Source organism: Proteus faecis (genome assembly GCF_003144395.1).
In the GTDB taxonomy this organism is placed as follows: domain Bacteria; phylum Pseudomonadota; class Gammaproteobacteria; order Enterobacterales; family Enterobacteriaceae; genus Proteus; species Proteus faecis.
Genome location: NZ_PENZ01000028.1, coordinates 145764 through 164070, shown reverse-complemented (window position 1 = coordinate 164070; position 18307 = coordinate 145764). Strand labels below are relative to the sequence as shown.

14 protein-coding genes are annotated in these 18307 nt (G+C 38.9%); 10 read left to right on the top strand and 4 right to left on the bottom strand.

Annotated features, from left to right (window positions below):
- Positions 1 to 109 precede the first annotated feature (109 nt).
- The 4 genes from leuD to leuA are packed head-to-tail and all read right to left on the bottom strand — an operon-like array spanning position 110 to position 4788.
- Positions 110 to 715 (bottom strand): 3-isopropylmalate dehydratase small subunit, encoded by a 606-nt coding sequence (leuD, locus tag DK858_RS07860; RefSeq protein WP_109396921.1) that lies wholly within the window; start codon positions 713 to 715, stop codon positions 110 to 112.
- Positions 716 to 723: 8 nt separating this feature from the next.
- A complete protein-coding gene (gene leuC, locus DK858_RS07855; protein WP_109396920.1) occupies positions 724 to 2133 on the bottom strand; it encodes a 3-isopropylmalate dehydratase large subunit in 1410 nt (469 codons plus the stop codon).
- A 1-nt stretch (position 2134) separates the two neighbouring features.
- Entirely contained in the window at positions 2135 to 3226 is a 1092-nt protein-coding gene (leuB, locus tag DK858_RS07850) for a 3-isopropylmalate dehydrogenase (RefSeq protein WP_109396919.1), read from the bottom strand.
- Between the two features lie 2 nt (positions 3227 to 3228).
- Positions 3229 to 4788, bottom strand: a complete 1560-nt coding sequence (gene leuA, locus DK858_RS07845) for a 2-isopropylmalate synthase (protein WP_109396918.1) — start codon at positions 4786 to 4788, stop codon at positions 3229 to 3231.
- A gap of 868 nt (positions 4789 to 5656) precedes the next feature.
- Between leuA and leuO the strand changes: the two genes are divergently transcribed.
- The 10 genes from leuO (at position 5657) to mraY (ending at position 18306) form a co-directional block, all read left to right on the top strand.
- Entirely contained in the window at positions 5657 to 6601 is a 945-nt protein-coding gene (leuO, locus tag DK858_RS07835; RefSeq protein ID WP_109396917.1) for a transcriptional regulator LeuO, read from the top strand.
- Positions 6602 to 7120: 519 nt separating this feature from the next.
- Entirely contained in the window at positions 7121 to 8926 is a 1806-nt protein-coding gene (locus DK858_RS07830) for an AMP-dependent synthetase/ligase (RefSeq protein ID WP_109396916.1), read from the top strand.
- Between the two features lie 223 nt (positions 8927 to 9149).
- Complete coding sequence (gene cra, locus DK858_RS07825) at positions 9150 to 10157, top strand: catabolite repressor/activator (RefSeq protein WP_075670767.1); 1008 nt, start codon at positions 9150 to 9152, stop codon at positions 10155 to 10157.
- A gap of 684 nt (positions 10158 to 10841) precedes the next feature.
- Positions 10842 to 11300, top strand: a complete 459-nt coding sequence (gene mraZ, locus DK858_RS07820) for a division/cell wall cluster transcriptional repressor MraZ (protein ID WP_075670769.1) — start codon at positions 10842 to 10844, stop codon at positions 11298 to 11300.
- 3 nt (positions 11301 to 11303) lie between these two features.
- Positions 11304 to 12251 (top strand): 16S rRNA (cytosine(1402)-N(4))-methyltransferase RsmH, encoded by a 948-nt coding sequence (rsmH, locus tag DK858_RS07815; RefSeq protein ID WP_109396915.1) that lies wholly within the window; start codon positions 11304 to 11306, stop codon positions 12249 to 12251.
- On the top strand, positions 12252 to 12569 hold the full coding sequence (gene ftsL / locus DK858_RS07810) for a cell division protein FtsL (protein ID WP_109396914.1): 318 nt from the start codon (positions 12252 to 12254) through the stop codon (positions 12567 to 12569). It abuts the gene before it with no gap.
- Positions 12570 to 12580: 11 nt separating this feature from the next.
- Positions 12581 to 14377: a peptidoglycan glycosyltransferase FtsI gene (gene ftsI / locus DK858_RS07805; protein ID WP_109396913.1), complete on the top strand. Its 1797-nt coding sequence runs from the start codon at positions 12581 to 12583 to the stop codon at positions 14375 to 14377.
- Positions 14364 to 15851, top strand: a complete 1488-nt coding sequence (gene murE, locus DK858_RS07800; protein ID WP_109396912.1) for a UDP-N-acetylmuramoyl-L-alanyl-D-glutamate--2,6-diaminopimelate ligase — start codon at positions 14364 to 14366, stop codon at positions 15849 to 15851. Before ftsI ends, murE begins: the two co-directional genes overlap by 14 nt.
- Entirely contained in the window at positions 15848 to 17230 is a 1383-nt protein-coding gene (gene murF, locus DK858_RS07795) for a UDP-N-acetylmuramoyl-tripeptide--D-alanyl-D-alanine ligase (protein WP_109396911.1), read from the top strand. The genes murE and murF overlap by 4 nt, the downstream gene beginning before the upstream one ends.
- Positions 17224 to 18306 (top strand): phospho-N-acetylmuramoyl-pentapeptide-transferase, encoded by a 1083-nt coding sequence (mraY, locus tag DK858_RS07790; RefSeq protein ID WP_109396910.1) that lies wholly within the window; start codon positions 17224 to 17226, stop codon positions 18304 to 18306. The genes murF and mraY overlap by 7 nt, the downstream gene beginning before the upstream one ends.
- The last annotated feature ends 1 nt before the right edge of the window (position 18307 follow it).

Below are 18307 nucleotides of genomic sequence, written 5' to 3'. Positions count from 1 at the left end.
TTTATAAGAAGATAGTTTGGTTGAGACAAAAAAAGCCGTAAATAAATTTACGGCAAGAATGACAAAGTAAACATCACAGAAAGTAGAAGAAGGTGAAAAATTCCTTTAATTAGCGCATAAAGGCAGGTTGTTTTGCCTCGTACGCACTAATATCGTCTTGGTGTTGCAGCGTTAATCCTATGCTGTCTAATCCTTCAATCATGCAGTGGCGTCGAAATGAGTCGATTTCAAAAGAGAAACGTAATTTACCTGCTCTGACCTCTTGTGCCACTAAATCTACGGTAATTGGTGTACCTGCATGTTCTTTTACCCAATCAAATAATTGTGAGACTTCATCATCACTTAATTTGATTGGTAATAATTGATTGTTAAATGAATTTCCGTAAAAAATATCAGCAAAACTGGGTGCAATAACGGCGTGAAAACCATAATCAGTTAATGCCCAAGGTGCGTGTTCACGAGATGATCCACAACCAAAGTTTTCTCGTGCTAATAAAATAGAAGCACCTTGGTAAATTGGCTGATTCAAAATAAATGCAGGATCAGGCTGAGTGCCTTCATCATCCAAAAAACGCCAATCATGAAACAGATGTTTACCAAAGCCTGTACGTGTCACTTTCTGCAAAAATTGCTTAGGAATAATGGCGTCGGTATCCACATTTGCTGCATCTAAAGGAACCGCAATACCCGTGTGTTGAGTAAATTTATTCATCATGTTCTCCTTTAAGATGCCACTGCAAATGTACGAATATCTGCGAAATGACCATGAATAGCCGCAGCTGCCGCCATTGCAGGACTAACTAAGTGTGTTCGACCTCCACGACCTTGTCGGCCTTCAAAGTTACGGTTGCTGGTGGATGCACAGCGTTCGCCCGGATTTAATCGGTCGTTATTCATGGCTAAACACATTGAACAGCCCGGTAAGCGCCATTCAAAACCTGCTTCAATAAAGATTTTATCTAAACCTTCGGCTTCTGCTTGGGCTTTAACGGGACCTGATCCCGGAACGACAATTGCTTGAACATGAGAGGCAACTTTATGGCCTTTGGCAATTTCAGCAGCAGCTCGTAAATCTTCAATACGTGAGTTTGTACAAGAGCCAATAAAGACTTTATCAATAGCAACATCTGTTAAGTTAACGCCTTCATTTAATCCCATATAAGCCAAGGCCTTTTCGGCAGACGCACGCTCTACAGGATCATTAAAGCTATTTAGTAACGGGACTATTTGATCAATAGCAATCACTTGCCCTGGGTTGGTACCCCATGTGACTTGTGGCGCAATCTCTGCTGCATTAATAGTGACAGTGGCATCAAAAGTAGCATCATTATCAGACTTTAAGGTTCTCCAGTAAGCAACGGCTTCATCCCATGATTGACCTTTAGGTGCAAATTGACGTCCTTTTAAATAGTCAAAAGTGGTGTCATCAGGTGCAACTAAGCCTGCTTTGGCTCCCATCTCAATGGCCATGTTACATAAGGTCATTCGACCTTCCATGCTTAAGGCTTCAATAGCTTCACCCGCAAATTCAACAATATAGCCTGTACCACCTGCACTACCTAATTTGCCGATAATGGCTAATACGATATCTTTTGCCGTGATCCCAATCGCGGTTTGTCCTTGGACTTCGATTTTTAATGTTTTAGCTCGAGACTGTTTTAAGGTTTGAGTCGCTAAAACATGTTCAACTTCTGAAGTACCAATCCCAAAAGCTAATGAACCAAAAGCGCCATGAGTTGCGGTATGTGAATCACCGCAAACAATAGTCATTCCCGGTAAAGTTAACCCTTGTTCTGGTCCCATTACGTGAACAATACCTTGATAAGGATGGTTTAAGTCATACAGTGTGACACCAAATTCTTGGCAATTTTTGATCAACTCTTGCATTTGAATTCTTGCCATATCACCACAAGCATTAATATCTTTAGTTTGTGTTGATACGTTGTGATCCATTGTTGCAAAGGTTTTATTTGGTTGACGAACAGCGCGACCTTTTGTTCTTAAGCCGTCAAAGGCTTGGGGCGATGTCACTTCATGCACTAAATGTCGATCAATATACAAAATGGGTGTTTCATCATTCACTTCTCTGACAACATGTGCATCATAAATTTTTTGATATAATGTTTTACCCATATTATGCCCCTTCTCGAATATACTGAACGATACGATCACCCATTTCCGTCGTTGTAATTGCGTTACCATCACCTGCTAAATCGGCGGTGCGATAGCCTTTTGCTAATACTTGTGTGATAGCATCTTCAATCGCTTGAGCTGCATTATCTTCATTAAAGCTATAACGTAATAACAGCGCAGCAGACAGAATTTGTGCAATAGGGTTGGCAATATTTTTACCTGCTATATCAGGAGCAGAGCCTCCAGCAGGCTCATATAAACCAAAGCGTTCTTCGTTAACACTTGCAGATGGCAACATTCCCATAGAGCCGGTGATCATTGCACATTCATCAGATAAAATATCGCCAAAAATATTGGAGCACAGCAACACATCAAACTGAGAAGGATCTTTAATTAACTGCATTGTTGCGTTATCGATATACATATGTTGAATTTCTATATCGGGGTACTCTTTTGCGATCTCCGTTACAATTTCACGCCATAATATAGAACTTTGTAATACGTTGGCTTTATCAATTGAGGTTACTTTGCAACGGCGTTTACGTGCTGATTCAAACGCAAAGCGTGCAATACGTTCAATTTCATAACGATGATAAATTTCAGTATCAAAAGCGCGCTCTTGTGCGCCTTCACCTTCACGGCCTTTAGGTTGTCCGAAGTAGATACCACCTGTTAATTCACGTACACATAAAATATCAAAACCACGTTGTGCAATATCAACACGTAATGGGCAGTAAGCTTCTAAACCTTCATATAAGCGAGCAGGGCGTAAATTGCAGAATAATTTAAAATGTTTACGTAAAGGTAATAAAGCCCCTCGTTCTGGCTGTTCATTTGCAGGTAAATGTTCCCACTTAGGACCGCCGACGGAACCAAATAAAATTGCATCAGCTTGTTCACAACCGGCTAAGGTATCTGCAGGTAATGGAGTGCCATGATTATCAATGGCAATGCCACCGATATCGTATTCTTTGGTTGTGATATTGAGTGAGAAACGCTCACTAACAGCTTTCATCACTTTTTGTGCTTGAGTCATGACTTCAGGGCCAATACCATCTCCGGGTAATACTGCAATATGATAATTTTTTGACATAATTAAACCGCTTCTTGTGTTGTATGTTGTTTGCGTTTTTCTATTTCGACTTGCTCTGAGCGCCAAATGCTATTGATAACGTGGATCATGGCATTTGCTGATGAACCTACGATGTCAGTTTCTAAACCCATTCCATGAAATTTACGACCTTGATATTCAACGACGATATCAACTTGTCCTAAGGCGTCTCTGCCTTCACCTTTAGCTGTTAATTGGTAAGTAACTAACTTTAATGGATAACCTGTTGCGCGAGAGATGGCTTGATAAACCGCATCGACGGGACCATTACCCGTTGCCGCTTCAGTAATTTCTTTATTTCCATGAGTAATGCTGACACTCGCGGTAGCAACGGTTGATGAACCTGATTGGGTATTAAAATAATTCATTACAAACGCATCAGGTTCTTGTTGTTGTTGTCCTATAAATGCCAAAGCTTCCAAATCGTAATCAAAGATCTGACCTTTTTTATCTGCCAAACGTAAGAAGGCAGAATATAAAGTATCCAAGTTATAATCTGTTTCGCGATAACCCATCTCTTCCATTCGATGTTTAACTGCGGCACGACCTGAGCGAGAAGTTAAATTCAATTGCACTTCTTTTAACCCGATAGATTCCGGAGTCATGATTTCGTAAGTTTCACGGTTTTTCAAAACACCATCTTGGTGAATACCCGAGGAATGCGCGAATGCATTGGAGCCAACAACAGATTTATTAGCATGAATTGGCGTGTTACATAATTGGCTGACTAATTGACTGGTACGATAAATTTCTTTGTGATTAATTCGTGTCTGAACATTCATCATTTGTTCACGGACTTTTATCGCCATAATGACTTCTTCTAATGCGCAGTTACCTGCACGTTCGCCTAAGCCATTAATAGTTCCTTCTACTTGTCTTGCTCCTGCCTGTACAGCAGTTATGGAGTTAGCGACAGCCATACCCAAATCATCATGACAGTGAACAGAAATAATGGCTTTATCAATATTGGGAACACGCTCAAATAAATTGGTGATAATGCCTCCAAACTGATAAGGCGTTGTATAACCTACTGTATCTGGAATATTGATGGTGGTTGCACCAGCATTAATTGCATTTTCAACAATTCGACATAAATTATCGATATGAGTACGACCTGCATCTTCGCAAGAAAACTCCACATCATCGGTATAGCGACGAGCGCGTTTTATTGAGTTCACGCCCATTTCAATAATATCTTCGAACGATTTCTTCAATTTATGTTCAGCATGCAATGCCGATGTTGCTAAGAATACGTGGATACGAAAAGCTTCTGCGACTTTTAATGACTCTGCTGCAACATCAATATCGTTATCAACGCAACGTGCTAATGCACAAATGCGACTATTTTTGATTTCGCGCGCAATGGTTTGTACGGATTCAAAATCACCAGGAGAAGAAACAGGAAAGCCCGCTTCAATGATATCCACACCTAAACGTTCTAAAGCGTAAGCTATTTGTAACTTCTCTTTTACGCTTAAGCTCGCCTGCAATGCCTGTTCGCCATCTCTCAATGTGGTATCAAAAATAATCACGTTATTGCTCATAATCTGTTCCTTACTCTTTCTTATTTGCTGTTTGCGCTCTCCCAGGTATAAAAAAACCCGCGACTAGCGCGGGTTTTCTCTCTAAGGGCAGGTGTGTTTCACTTTTTACCCATAAGCCGACCGCGCATAAACGTTGCGAGTAGTAGTAGGCTTGATAGTAAAATTGCGTTTAACATGAAACATCCTTAGATAAGTTCTCAATAATCTTTATTTATTGATACCTAATACCAATAAAGATGTCAAGCGTTGGAATTTATTAATTCATTTGTCAGTGTTATTTGTAAGTTTTTCATAGTGATTCTGACTAATATCTAAATTTTTACTAATGATTATAACTATTAAGCATTCATTGATTGGGTTAATGTTCCATACATTGTTTGAAAAAGAGTGAAATGAAAAATTAAACAATTGTTTGCTTTTTTTTTAATCAGCTGGTTGATTGATAAAAAAGAGCGTGTTAGGGAAGGGATGATTGATAAATGTGAGCAACGTTTTGAATGTAAGAATAAAAATCATTGTATTATGACAAAAAATAGATATCGGATATCTATTTTAGGAATGAAGACACATTATTTTATTATGATTTTTATCATACTTTGTTTTATTATTTGCAAGGCAGAAAGTAAAACAGGTTGTAATATATATTGATATAATCATTTTCTATACATGTAATTTTAATATCAATTTTATTTTTATATGAAATGTCTTTTTTTATTGATATAAAATTTATGTGTTTAGTTGTATGCATGGATGATGAATAATAAATTTTAATAAATAGTTTAAGTAATAGTTAAAGTCTATCTATTATTAACAATTTCTCGGTTAATAATATTTATTTGCCTATTATGATAACATAGTGGAGTAAGAAATGACGGATTACACATCAGCAACAGTTACCAGCAGAGAATCAGCAGATATGCATTTACGTAATGTTGATCTTAATTTATTAACGGTATTTGATGCTGTTATGCAAATGCAAAATGTTACCCGTGCTGCACAAGTACTGGGCATGTCACAACCCGCAGTAAGTAATGCTGTATCTCGCCTTAAGGTTATGTTTAATGACGAATTATTTGTTCGCTATGGACGAGGAATTCAACCTACATTAAGAGCCAAACAACTTTTTGGTCCAGTCAGACAAGCTTTACAATTGGTTCATAACGAACTTCCTGGTGCAGGATTTGAACCAGAACAGAGTGAACGTATATTTAATTTATCTATTTGTAGCCCGCTAGATATAAAGCTAGCACCCAAAATAGTTGAACAAATTAAAAATGAGACACCTAATATTAACGTTAATATTAAGTCTTATTTAAATAGTAATATAGAACACCAATTAAAATATCAAGAGATTGAGTTCTTTATTAGCTATAAGGAATTTGAAAAGGCGGAGTTTCATTCACAACCTCTATTTAATGACGAAGTTGTTTTGGCCGTTTCTAATAAACACCCTCGTATTAAAGAGAGTGTGACCCAAGAAATGTTATTAAATGAGCAACATTCGATTGTTTCTTTAGATGATATTGGTTCATTTAGTGCGCCTTATTATAAAGATACTCAATTGGAAGATTTAATCACTTATCAAGGAACAGATTTAAATAGTGTATTAAATATTGTATCTAGAACTTATTTGGTCGCTATTGCACCAAGATGGTTAGTTGAGAATTATTCTGAACAATTAGATATTAAAGCAGTGTCGTTACCTTGGGAAAAAACAGCACGTCCATGTTACTTGATTTGGCACGAATCAACAGCGCGTGATAAAGGCCATTTATGGATGAAAAATTTATTAAGCGAAGTTTGTCAAAACTAGAGTGTTTTTACTCATAATTAGTATTTATTACTAATTATGCAGAAATAGTGGCAGATAATATTAGCTATCTGCTGATGACCAAAATGGCGTTTATACAGTTAAGTAAACTCAATTGGAGCGCTGTCACTATTTTTGCCCTTTCTTTGTAATAATGACTCTTATTCGTATTATAACTATATTAAACTTGTTTTTTTGCAATAATATCCCCCTTTTTATATTGTCATTGATTAAGTTATTCTAATTACCTATTGTTATTTATCAGTTTTTCTTTTTATCTTTCCATAAAAAATAAGATCGTAATATTTCATTTTCTCACTATGATGAGATAGCCTTTTTTGACAAAACTTTTCATAACTCACAATTTTACAAATTTATGTAAAATTGAATTCCTTTATTTTGGCGGATCACTTAGACTTTTATTCGAGTCAGCGAACAAGTGTAAGCTGAAACTGTAAGAGAGGCATTTTCTCCATTTCGGTTTCATTACAGGGGCGCTTTTCCATAAATAGCAGGAAAATTATGATAACTAATAATAATCTTCATGATTATCATATAATTAGAAGATTGCAGATGCAGTTTTTACACAGCGGAAATAAAATTGCTTACCGTCAGTGGGATGCTAAGCGCAACATCGAAATGTCATGGGCGTTGGTTGAAAAGAAAACACATGCGCTCTCAAATGCATTGTTAGAAATGGGTGTAGATGTTCAAGAAAACATTGGGATTTTTTCTCAAAATACCATTGATTGGTCTTTAGCTGATATTGCTTCTTTGCAACTACGTGCAGTAACCGTTCCTCTTTATGCAACAAGTAGTGTTGAACAAGCCACTTATATTTTAAATGATGCGAATATTCGCATTCTTTTTGTTGGCGACCAAAAGCAATATGATATTGCTTCTGAATTATTAGCATTATGTCCTCAGCTTGAACATATTATTGTGTTTAACTCCGATGTTGTGTTAAACGCAAATACACCTTCGTGCTATCTAGAAAATTTAATTAATCAGACGCATTTTCAGCATGATGACGTGTTAAAACAACGTATTAATGAATGCAGTTTAGATGATCTGTTTACTCTGATTTATACATCAGGAACCACAGGTGAACCTAAAGGTGTGATGCTCGACTACACAAGCTTAGCATCACAGCTTTATCTACATGATGAGCGTCTCTCATTATCTGATAAAGATGTTTCACTCTGTTTTTTACCTCTTTCTCACGTTTTTGAACGCGCGTGGAGCTTCTATGTCATGCACACTGGCGCGGTTAATGTCTATTTAACGGACACTCATGCTGTTAGAGAAGCAATGAGTGAGGTTAAACCTACTGTGATGTGTGCTGTTCCTCGCTTTTATGAAAAAGTGTATAGCGCTATTCAAGATAAAGTGTCTCAAGCTTCAGTATTTCGTCAACTTATCTTTAAATGGGCGATAAAGCAGGGTGAAAAACGGCGTGAAGCACAACTGAATCAGCGCCAACAGGGCTTTATTTCCCGCTTATGCTATCGTTTTGCAGATAAAAAAGTGTTAAATCCATTGCGACAAATCTTAGGTGGACGAGTTCGCTTTTTACCTGCAGCTGGTGCTCGTTTAGATGATGCTGTTATCCGCTTTTTCTTGGCCACCGGTATTAATATAAAATATGGCTATGGTATGACAGAGACTTGTGCCACAGTTTCATGCTGGGAAGAGAACAAATATAAGTTAGGTTCTATTGGTACTCCATTGCCAGGCGTTGAAGTGCGAATTGGTGCAGAAAACGAAATCCAAGTACGTGGTAGCATTGTCATGAAAGGGTATTTCAATAAACCGGAAGATACGGCTGCTGCCTTTACAGAAGATGGATGGTTACGCACAGGAGACGCAGGTGCACTGGATAGTGATGGTATGTTATTTATCACGGAACGTTTAAAAGATTTAATGAAAACGTCAAATGGTAAATACATAGCACCACAAATGATCGAAGGAACATTAGGGCAAGACCGCTTTATTGAGCATATTGCGGTGATCGCAGATACACGTAAATTTGTTTCTGCCCTTATCGTGCCTTGCTTTGATGCATTAGAAGAACATGCGCGTGCATTAAATTTAAAATATCACGATCGCATAGAGTTATTACGTCATACTAAAATTAAAGAGCTGTTTGATGAACGTTTACGTGAAATGCAAAAAAACTTTTCAAGTTTTCATCAAGTTAAGCGCTTTACTCTTCTTGCTGAAGGTTTTTCAATGGAATCTGGTGAATTAACACCAACATTAAAACTTCGCCGTAAAATTATTTCTGAACGCTATCGAAACGAAATCGAATTAATGTATCAAGATTAGTTTTAATTGATGAAAAAGCACCTGATTGGTGCTTTTTTCTTTTAAAATGACGTATAGATAGATAACGATGATTGAAATAATTGATAAAAGACATAAACGGAAACGTTGACGCATACGGTTTTATCAGTAAATTGTGTTAAAATGCAAACTCAGATCAGCATGATGACTGAAATTTATAGCAATATGTAATAAATAACACATTTAATAATTAAAAGAGGCTAATGTGAAACTGGATGAAATCGCCCGCTTGGCTGGTGTTTCACGAACAACAGCAAGTTATGTCATTAATGGTAAAGCGAAACAGTACCGTGTAAGTGACAAGACTGTTGAAAAAGTGATGGCGGTGGTCAGAGAGCATAATTACCACCCGAACGCTGTTGCCGCGGGATTACGTGCTGGTCGTACGCGTTCTATCGGTTTGGTTATTCCTGATTTGGAAAATACCAGTTATACCAGGATCGCAAATTACCTAGAACGGCAAGCGCGTCAACGCGGTTATCAATTATTGATTGCCTGTTCAGAAGACCAGCCAGACAACGAGATTCGTTGTGTTGAGCACTTACTGCAACGTCAAGTTGATGCCATTATTGTTTCAACAGCATTGCCACCAGAGCATCCTTTCTATCAGCGTTGGGCAAATCGCTCATTACCAATTATTGCGTTAGACCGAGCATTAGAAAGTGAACATTTTATCAGTGTTGTTGGCGATGACTTAGAAGATGCCAAAATGTTGGCAACAGAATTAAAAGCATTTCCTTCGCAATCTGTACTCTATTTAGGCGCACTTCCTGAACTCTCTGTGAGTTTTTTACGTGAACAAGGTTTCCGTAATGTATGGAAAGATGATCCTAGAGAAGTCACCTACCTATATGCAAATAGCTATGAACGAGAAGCTGCTGCGGCTGCTTTTTCTGAATGGTTAAATAACAATCCAATGCCTGATGCGCTATTCACTACCTCTTTTGCTTTATTACAGGGGGTGATGGATGTGACATTACAACGTAGTGGTCGTTTACCAACGCAATTGGTTATTGCGACTTTTGGTGATCATGAGTTATTGGACTTCCTTGAATGTCCTGTTTTATCTGTTGCTCAGCGACATCGTGATATTGCGGAACGTGTATTAGAACTTGTGCTTGCGAGTCTTGAAGAAGAACAAAAACCACAAGCAGGAATTACACGTATTCGCCGTGATTTATGTCGCCGAGGCAGTTTAGGACGTGCACGTTAATTGATCTCACTCAGTTGGTAATTATTTACATTTATACTCATCCCCGTTTTATTAAATTAAAACGGGGATGAGTTATTGGATTTAAGAATGTCGAATTGCTTAGAGAATATTAAATTTGAGATTAATCTTAAGCCTTTTTTTACTGTTTTTCGAATTTCACTAGGTTGGTTGATCAAATTTTGACATATCTATAAGTGGTACTGCTTAAATTTAATGAGTAATTAATTTTATTCTGGGAAACGTAAGATAAAAATAAATAACTATCTTTATGATATTGAATTATTTTTTCTCATCTTGCTATTTTTGCTTATATAAAAGCGTCCCCAAATTATTATGTTGGCTAAAGGTAAATGAGCTGCAATAAATTAGTTTTTTATCATAAAAATCACGATTTACTTATTATGATTTCTTTATCTGGTTTTCTTGCTTGTAATCGCTATAAATAATTACTTTTCGTGATTAAAAATAGAATTTAAAAAATAACCTCTATTAATCATAGTGTTAATATTTCCCTTTTTCTTTTTGTCGAACATTTAAACATTTCTGTGTGCTTATCAAATTACTGTAAATATAAATAAAGCTTCCTATATCCGGCTTGACAACGTTTTCATACCATCCGTAAACTCTATTTGTGGGGATTTGTGGGATAATGTGGTGTAAATTATAAAGCTGGGGGTAATGAGGATGTTTCGTGGAGCAACACTCGTTAATCTTGACAGCAAAGGGCGAATAACAGTTCCTTCCCGTTATCGAACAACGCTGAGTGAGATTTCTGAAGGTCAAATGGTTTGTACCATTGATCTCAACCAGCCATGTTTATTGCTATATACCCTTCCAGAATGGGAAAAGATTGAGTTAAAATTAGCGGCTTTGTCCTCCATGAACCCTGCGGAACGTCGAGTTCAACGTTTGTTATTAGGTCACGCCAGCGAATGCCAAATGGATAGCGCAGGACGTCTTTTGTTAGCTAGCACGCTAAGACAGCATGCGGGGTTAACAAAAGAGGTCATGTTAGTCGGTCAATTCAATAAATTTGAATTGTGGGATGAACAGGTCTGGTACAAACAGATCGAAAAAGACATTGTAGCCGAGCAAACCTCACAGGAACCGTTATCGACACGACTATTGGATTTATCACTTTAAATAATGACAACAAATAATTTTGGTCATACCAGTGTATTACTGGATGAAGCAGTGAATGGGCTGAATATTAAGCCTTCAGGTATCTATATCGATGGAACATTTGGTCGTGGAGGTCACTCTCGTCTAATTTTATCGCAATTAGGGGAACAAGGACGCTTGATTGCGATAGACAGAGATCCTCAAGCCATAGCCGTTGCTAATGAAATTGATGATGCTCGATTTTCTATTGTTCATGGACCTTTTTCAAATATTGAACAGTATGTTAATGAGCTTGGTTTAGCTGGAAAGATTGACGGCGTATTACTGGATTTGGGCGTTTCTTCTCCTCAACTTGATGATCCTGAACGTGGATTCTCTTTTATGCGTGATGGGCCTCTGGATATGCGTATGGATCCAACTTCAGGGCAATCAGCTGCACAATGGCTGATGACAGCAGAAGAAGACGACATTACATGGGTATTAAAAACATTTGGTGAAGAGCGTTTTGCTAAGCGTATCGCTCGTGCCATTGTTGCACGTAACAAAACAGAAGAGCCTTTGACTAGAACCAAGCAATTGGCTGATTTAATTAGCGATGCAAGCCCGGTAAAAGAGCGACATAAACACCCAGCAACACGAAGTTTTCAGGCAATTCGCATCTATATTAATAGCGAATTAGATGAAATTGAAAAAGCATTAAAAGGTGCAGTTTCTGTTTTAGCACCTGAAGGACGTTTGTCAGTAATTAGTTTTCATTCGTTAGAAGACAGATTGGTGAAGCGTTTTATTCGAGATGAGAGCAAGGGGCCTGTTGTCCCAGCAGGTATTCCTCTTACAGAAGCGCAGATAAAAGAGTTAGGAAGTGCTCGCTTATCAAGTATTCATAAAATGAAACCGACAGGCGTAGAAGTTGAAGAAAATCCACGGGCACGAAGCTCTGTATTACGTGTAGCACAACGTATTGAGGAATAAATGTCTACCGAACGACACTCACTACCGAGAGTTATAGGGCAGGATTTACTGCGTCATGGCAAATTACCTATGTGTTTACTGATCGCTGTGATTATTTCTGCGATTTATGTCGTAACGACAGCACATAAGACACGTTTGTTGACAGCAGAAAAAGAGCGTTTAGTGCTGGAAAAAAACGTATTGGAAATCGAATGGCGCAATCTCATTCTTGAAGAAAACGCGCTGGCAGATCATAGCCGAGTTGAACGTTTTTCAAGTGATAGTTTGGGAATGATCCATGTTGACCCAACAAAAGAGAACATCGTGGTTACTAAATAATTAAGGCAAGTATGAAATTTTCACGTTCGGCAAAAGCGAAAGCAAAGACAAAGTCAAATGCCAAACTACGCAAACCTGAAGAAAAAACAGGATTTGTGAGTTGGCGTTTTGCGTTGCTTTGCAGTGGTATTGGTATCGCTTTAGTCGCGCTATTAATCCGTGTTGCCTATTTACAGATTATTAATCCTGATCCTCTTATTCGTGAAGGGGATATGCGTTCTCTACGTGTGCAAAAAGTCCCAACAGCAAGAGGTATGATCAGCGATAGAATGGGCAGACCTCTTGCCGTTAGCGTACCTGTTTTCGCGATTTGGGCGGATCCTAAAGTTGTATTAGATGCTAATCCTGATATGACGGACTCTCGTTGGTTAGCACTTGCTGATGCATTGAAGATGCCAGTGAATCAGATCGAGCAAAAAATTGTTGCCACACCTTCCGCTCGTTTTATCTATTTAGCTCGGCAAGTTAATCCTGAAATTAGTGATTATATTAGTAAGCTAAAAATCACTGGGATTAATATGCGCCAAGAATCAAAACGCTATTATCCATCAGGTGAAGTAACCGCTCACATCATCGGTGTAACAAACATTGATGGTGATGGTATTGAAGGGGTTGAAAAAAGCTTTAACCAGTGGCTGACAGGTGCCCCTGGTGAGCGTGTTGTTCGTAAAGATGGTTTTAACCGTGTTATTGAAAATATCGCTCAAACAGACAGCCAAGCTGCTCATAATCTGATGTTAAGCATTGATGAACGTTTGCAATCTGTGGTTTACCGCGAATTAACCAATGCTGTTATTAAGAATAAAGCAGAATCGGGAACAGCGATTTTAGTTGATGTGAATACCGGTGAAGTGTTGGCGATGGCTAATAGTCCGTCGTATAACCCAAATAATTTAACGGGTACACCTAAAGATGCGATGCGTAATCGCGCTATTACCGATATTTTTGAACCGGGTTCCACGGTAAAACCGATGGTTGTGATGAGTGCACTTCATAATCATATCATTCAAGAAAATAGTGTTATTAATACTGTTCCTTATCGTATTAGCGGACATCAAATCAAAGATGTAGGGCGATATAATGAGCTAACGATAACAGGAATATTACAAAAATCGAGTAACGTTGGTGTTTCACGACTAGCGTTAGCGATGCCTGCATCTGAACTTGTGGATGTATATTCACGTTTTGGATTCGGGAAACCAACTAACTTGGGGCTAGTTGGTGAAAGTAGTGGCATATTTCCAATAAAAAAACAACGGTGGTCCGATCTTGAAAGGGCCACCTTCTCATTTGGATATGGGCTAATGGTAACGCCGTTACAGTTAGCACGTGTCTACGCAACAATTGGCAGTTTTGGTATTTACCGACCTCTTTCTATTACGAAAGTTGACCCTCCTGTGCCTGGAACTCGAGTATTCCCTGAACCTGTAATGAGAACCGTCGTACATATGATGGAAAGCGTTGCATTACCCGGTGGTGGTGGTGTGAGCGCGGCAATTAAAGGCTATCGTGTTGCTATTAAAACAGGGACAGCGAAAAAAGTTGGGCCAGATGGTAAATATATCGATCAGTATATTTCTTATGTGGCGGGTGTTGCACCTGCGAGTCGTCCTCGCTTTGCGTTAGTTGTGATAATCAATGAACCTAAAGCAGGTAAGTATTACGGAGGCGCAGTATCCGCACCGGTGTTTGGCACAATTATGGGTGCAGTTTTACGAACAATGAACGTAGAACCTGATGCATTGACGCCAGACGATAAAAATGAATTTGTAATTAAAAAAGAAGAGGATACAAGTGGCCGATCCTAACTTAAGTGACCTATTAAGGGCACTCGGGATACAAGCACCGTCTTTGATGCTCAAAGACATGACACTCGACAGTCGAAAAGCGGCGAGTGGTGATCTTTTTATCGCCATTAAAGGTCATGAAACTGATGGTAGACGCTATATTCCTCAAGCAATTGCTCAAGGTGTTTCAGCGGTATTAGCGGAAGCACAAGATGTTGCAACACATGGTGAAATCCGTGAAAGCCACGGTATTCCTGTTATTTATATTGATAATCTTAATGCCGAGCTATCAAAGTTAGCGGGACATTTTTATCATCAACCTGCGGAAAAGCTGAAGCTGATAGGTGTTACTGGGACTAACGGAAAAACGACAACAACACAATTGTTAGCACAGTGGGCGCAAGGTTTAGGTGAAATAAGTGCTGTGATGGGAACTGTCGGTAACGGTCTTTTAGATCATGTTGTTCCTGCGATGAACACCACAGGCTCTGCGGTTGATATTCAATTAGAGTTACAGCAATTATTAAATCAAGGCGCGACATTAACAGCGATGGAAGTTTCTTCTCATGGCTTAGTTCAAGGTCGTGTCAGTGCATTGCCTTTTGTGGCGAGTGTATTTACGAATTTAAGCCGTGACCATCTTGATTATCATGGTGATATGGCTAACTACGAAGAAGCAAAATGGTTACTATTTTCCACTCATCATAGTGGTGAAAAAATCATTAATGCGGATGATGCTGTTGGTCAAAAATGGTTATCGCGTTTACCTGACGCTGTTGCTGTGACAATGGAAAATACATTGCCACAAAACTGGGAAGGTCGTTTTGTTAAAACAACCCGTGTTAATTATCATGATGCGGGGGCAACGATTCATTTTAGTTCTAGCTGGGGTGAGGGTGTAATTGAAAGCCCACTTATGGGCGCTTTTAATGTTAGTAATCTTTTATGTGCTTTAGCGACATTATTAGCATTAGGATACCCATTAAATGCGGTAATAAATGCTTCATCTTCACTGACACCGGTTTGCGGTCGCATGGAAGTATTTAGCGCGGATAATCGCCCTACAGTTATTGTCGATTATGCTCATACTCCAGATGCTTTAGAGAAAGCCCTTCAAGCTGCTCGTTTACACTGCACAGGCAAATTGTGGTGTGTATTTGGTTGTGGTGGAGATAGAGATAAAGGTAAGCGCCCACTAATGGGGGCAGTCGCAGAAGAGCTGGCTGATAAAGTTGTTATTACTGATGACAATCCTCGTAGTGAAGAGCCTCAAGCAATAATTCAAGATATTCTTTCTGGTTTAGTGGATCCAGGCCGTGCGATAGCTATTGAAGGTCGAGCTGAAGCGGTCACTAACGTGATTATGCAAGCAGATACCAATGATATGATTTTAGTCGCAGGTAAAGGGCATGAAGATTATCAGTTGGTTGGCTCACGTCGCCTTGATTATTCAGATAGATTAACCGTTGCTCGGTTATTGGGGGTGATAGCGTGATCCCTCTATCTTTAGGAAATATTGTACAAATTACCAAAGGTAAATTGAGCCATATCGCTCAAAACCAAGCAGATCAACTTATTATCAAGTCGATTTCAACAGATAGCCGTAAAATTGATGAAGATTGTTTGTTTATTGCATTAGCGGGTGAGCGTTTTGATGCTCATGACTTTATCGCTGATGTAAAAGAAAAGGGATCTGTTGCGGTTTTAGTTAATCATGAAGTCGATATTGATTGTCCGCAAATCATTGTGAAAGATACCCACCTAGCAATGGGTGAGATTGCTACACATATTCGTTCGCTAAGCCATGCCAAAATTGTTGCACTGACAGGCTCTTCTGGAAAAACTTCCGTTAAAGAGATGACGGCTTCTATTTTGCGTCACTGTGGCGAAACTCTATATACCCATGGCAATTTAAATAACGATATTGGTGTGCCTTTAACACTGTTTCGTTTAACACCTGAACACCGTTTTGCGGTTATTGAATTAGGTGCAAACCATATCGGTGAAATCGCTTATACCGTAAATATGGTGAAACCAGATAGTGCGCTGGTAAATAACTTATTTTCTGCACATATCGAAGGTTTCGGCTCACTGGAAGGCATTGCTCAGGCAAAAGGTGAAATATTTACACACTTAAAAGAGCAAGGTACAGCCATTATTAATCTTGATAGTAATGACTTACCTCTATGGCAACATCATTTAAATGTGCGTCAAACACAGTGGTCGTTCTCGTTATCAGCGCAACGTAATGCTGATTTTTATCCGAGCGAGATATCAGTTAAGCAACTCACTACCAACTTCACCTTACACACCCCTGAAGGTTGTGTTGAAATCACGCTGCCATTACCGGGGCGTCATAATATTGCCAATGCTTTAGCTGCAAGTGCGTTAGCGCTATCTGCAGGAGCAACACTTGAAGATATTCGCCTTGGTTTATCGACATTAAAGGCTGTACCAGGAAGATTGTACCCTGTTGAATTAACTTCAGGAAAAATGGTGTTAGATGACACTTACAATGCGAACGATGGCTCGATGATTGCGGGCTTACAAGTGCTCTCTCAATTACCAGGATATAAAATTTTTGTTGCAGGGGATATGGCTGAGTTAGGTAAAGATTCAGAAAAATGTCACCGCGATGTTGGTCGTTTTGCTCACAATGCAGGTATTGATAGTGTCTTTACTGTTGGGCATTACAGCCATTTTATTAGTGATGAAAATCAAGGTGGTCAGCATTTTGCATTTAAAGCCGACTTACTTGCTCAATTAATTCCATTATTACAGCAGCATGATGTTGTTTCAGTTTTAGTAAAAGGTTCACGAAGCTCCGCGATGGAAGATATTGTGAACGCATTAAAGGAGTGCTTTGAATGTTAGTTTGGCTAGCTGAATATTTGGTTAAATACCATACATTTTTTAATGTGTTTTCTTATCTGACATTCAGGGCAATTGTTGGTTTATTGACGGCATTAATTATTGCGTTGTGGATGGGACCTCATCTCATCGCATGGTTACAAAAAATGCAAATTGGACAAGTGGTTCGTAGTGAAGGTCCAGAGTCGCATTTTAGCAAACGAGGTACTCCAACAATGGGCGGGATTATGATCCTGCTCTCTATCTCTATCTCTACACTATTATGGGCAAGGTTAGATAACCCTTATGTTTGGTGTGTATTGCTGGTTTTAATTGGTTATGGCGTGATTGGCTTTGTTGATGATTATCGTAAAGTTGTTCGTAAAGATACCAAAGGTTTAATCGCACGTTGGAAATATTTCTGGCAATCCGTATTAGCGCTTGTTGTTGCATTTAGTATGTATGCCATTGGTAAAGATACACCAGCAACACAGCTGGTCGTGCCATTCTTCAAAGATGTCATGCCTCAATTGGGAATGCTTTATATCTTATTGGCTTATTTCGTCATTGTTGGAACAAGTAATGCTGTTAACTTAACCGATGGTTTAGATGGTTTAGCCATTATGCCAACAGTTTTTGTTGCCGCTGGTTTTGCATTAGTTGCATGGGCGACTGGTAACGTTAATTTTGCAAGCTACTTAAAAATTCCTTACTTGATGCATGCGGGGGAATTGGTGATTGTCTGTACTGCTATCGTAGGTGCGGGTTTAGGTTTCCTTTGGTTTAATACTTACCCAGCTCAAGTTTTTATGGGCGATGTAGGTTCTCTTGCATTAGGTGGCGCATTAGGAACGATTGCGGTGTTATTACGTCAAGAATTCTTATTAGTCATTATGGGAGGGGTGTTTGTTGTTGAAACACTTTCCGTAATTTTACAAGTTGGCTCATTTAAGTTACGTGGTCAACGAATTTTCCGTATGGCTCCAATTCATCACCATTATGAATTAAAAGGCTGGCCTGAACCTCGTGTTATTGTCCGTTTCTGGATCATCTCATTGATGTTAGTGCTTATTGGTCTGGCGACATTAAAGGTACGTTAAG

Coding starts and splice junctions, on each gene's coding strand:
- leuC (WP_109396920.1), bottom strand. CDS start 2,133: ATGGGTAAAACATTATATCAAAAAATTTATGATGCACATGTTGTCAGA.
- mraY (WP_109396910.1), top strand. CDS start 17,224: ATGTTAGTTTGGCTAGCTGAATATTTGGTTAAATACCATACATTTTTT.
- ftsI (WP_109396913.1), top strand. CDS start 12,581: ATGAAATTTTCACGTTCGGCAAAAGCGAAAGCAAAGACAAAGTCAAAT.
- DK858_RS07830 (WP_109396916.1), top strand. CDS start 7,121: ATGATAACTAATAATAATCTTCATGATTATCATATAATTAGAAGATTG.
- mraZ (WP_075670769.1), top strand. CDS start 10,842: ATGTTTCGTGGAGCAACACTCGTTAATCTTGACAGCAAAGGGCGAATA.
- leuO (WP_109396917.1), top strand. CDS start 5,657: ATGACGGATTACACATCAGCAACAGTTACCAGCAGAGAATCAGCAGAT.
- rsmH (WP_109396915.1), top strand. CDS start 11,304: ATGACAACAAATAATTTTGGTCATACCAGTGTATTACTGGATGAAGCA.
- leuD (WP_109396921.1), bottom strand. CDS start 715: ATGATGAATAAATTTACTCAACACACGGGTATTGCGGTTCCTTTAGAT.
- ftsL (WP_109396914.1), top strand. CDS start 12,252: ATGTCTACCGAACGACACTCACTACCGAGAGTTATAGGGCAGGATTTA.
- leuA (WP_109396918.1), bottom strand. CDS start 4,788: ATGAGCAATAACGTGATTATTTTTGATACCACATTGAGAGATGGCGAA.
- leuB (WP_109396919.1), bottom strand. CDS start 3,226: ATGTCAAAAAATTATCATATTGCAGTATTACCCGGAGATGGTATTGGC.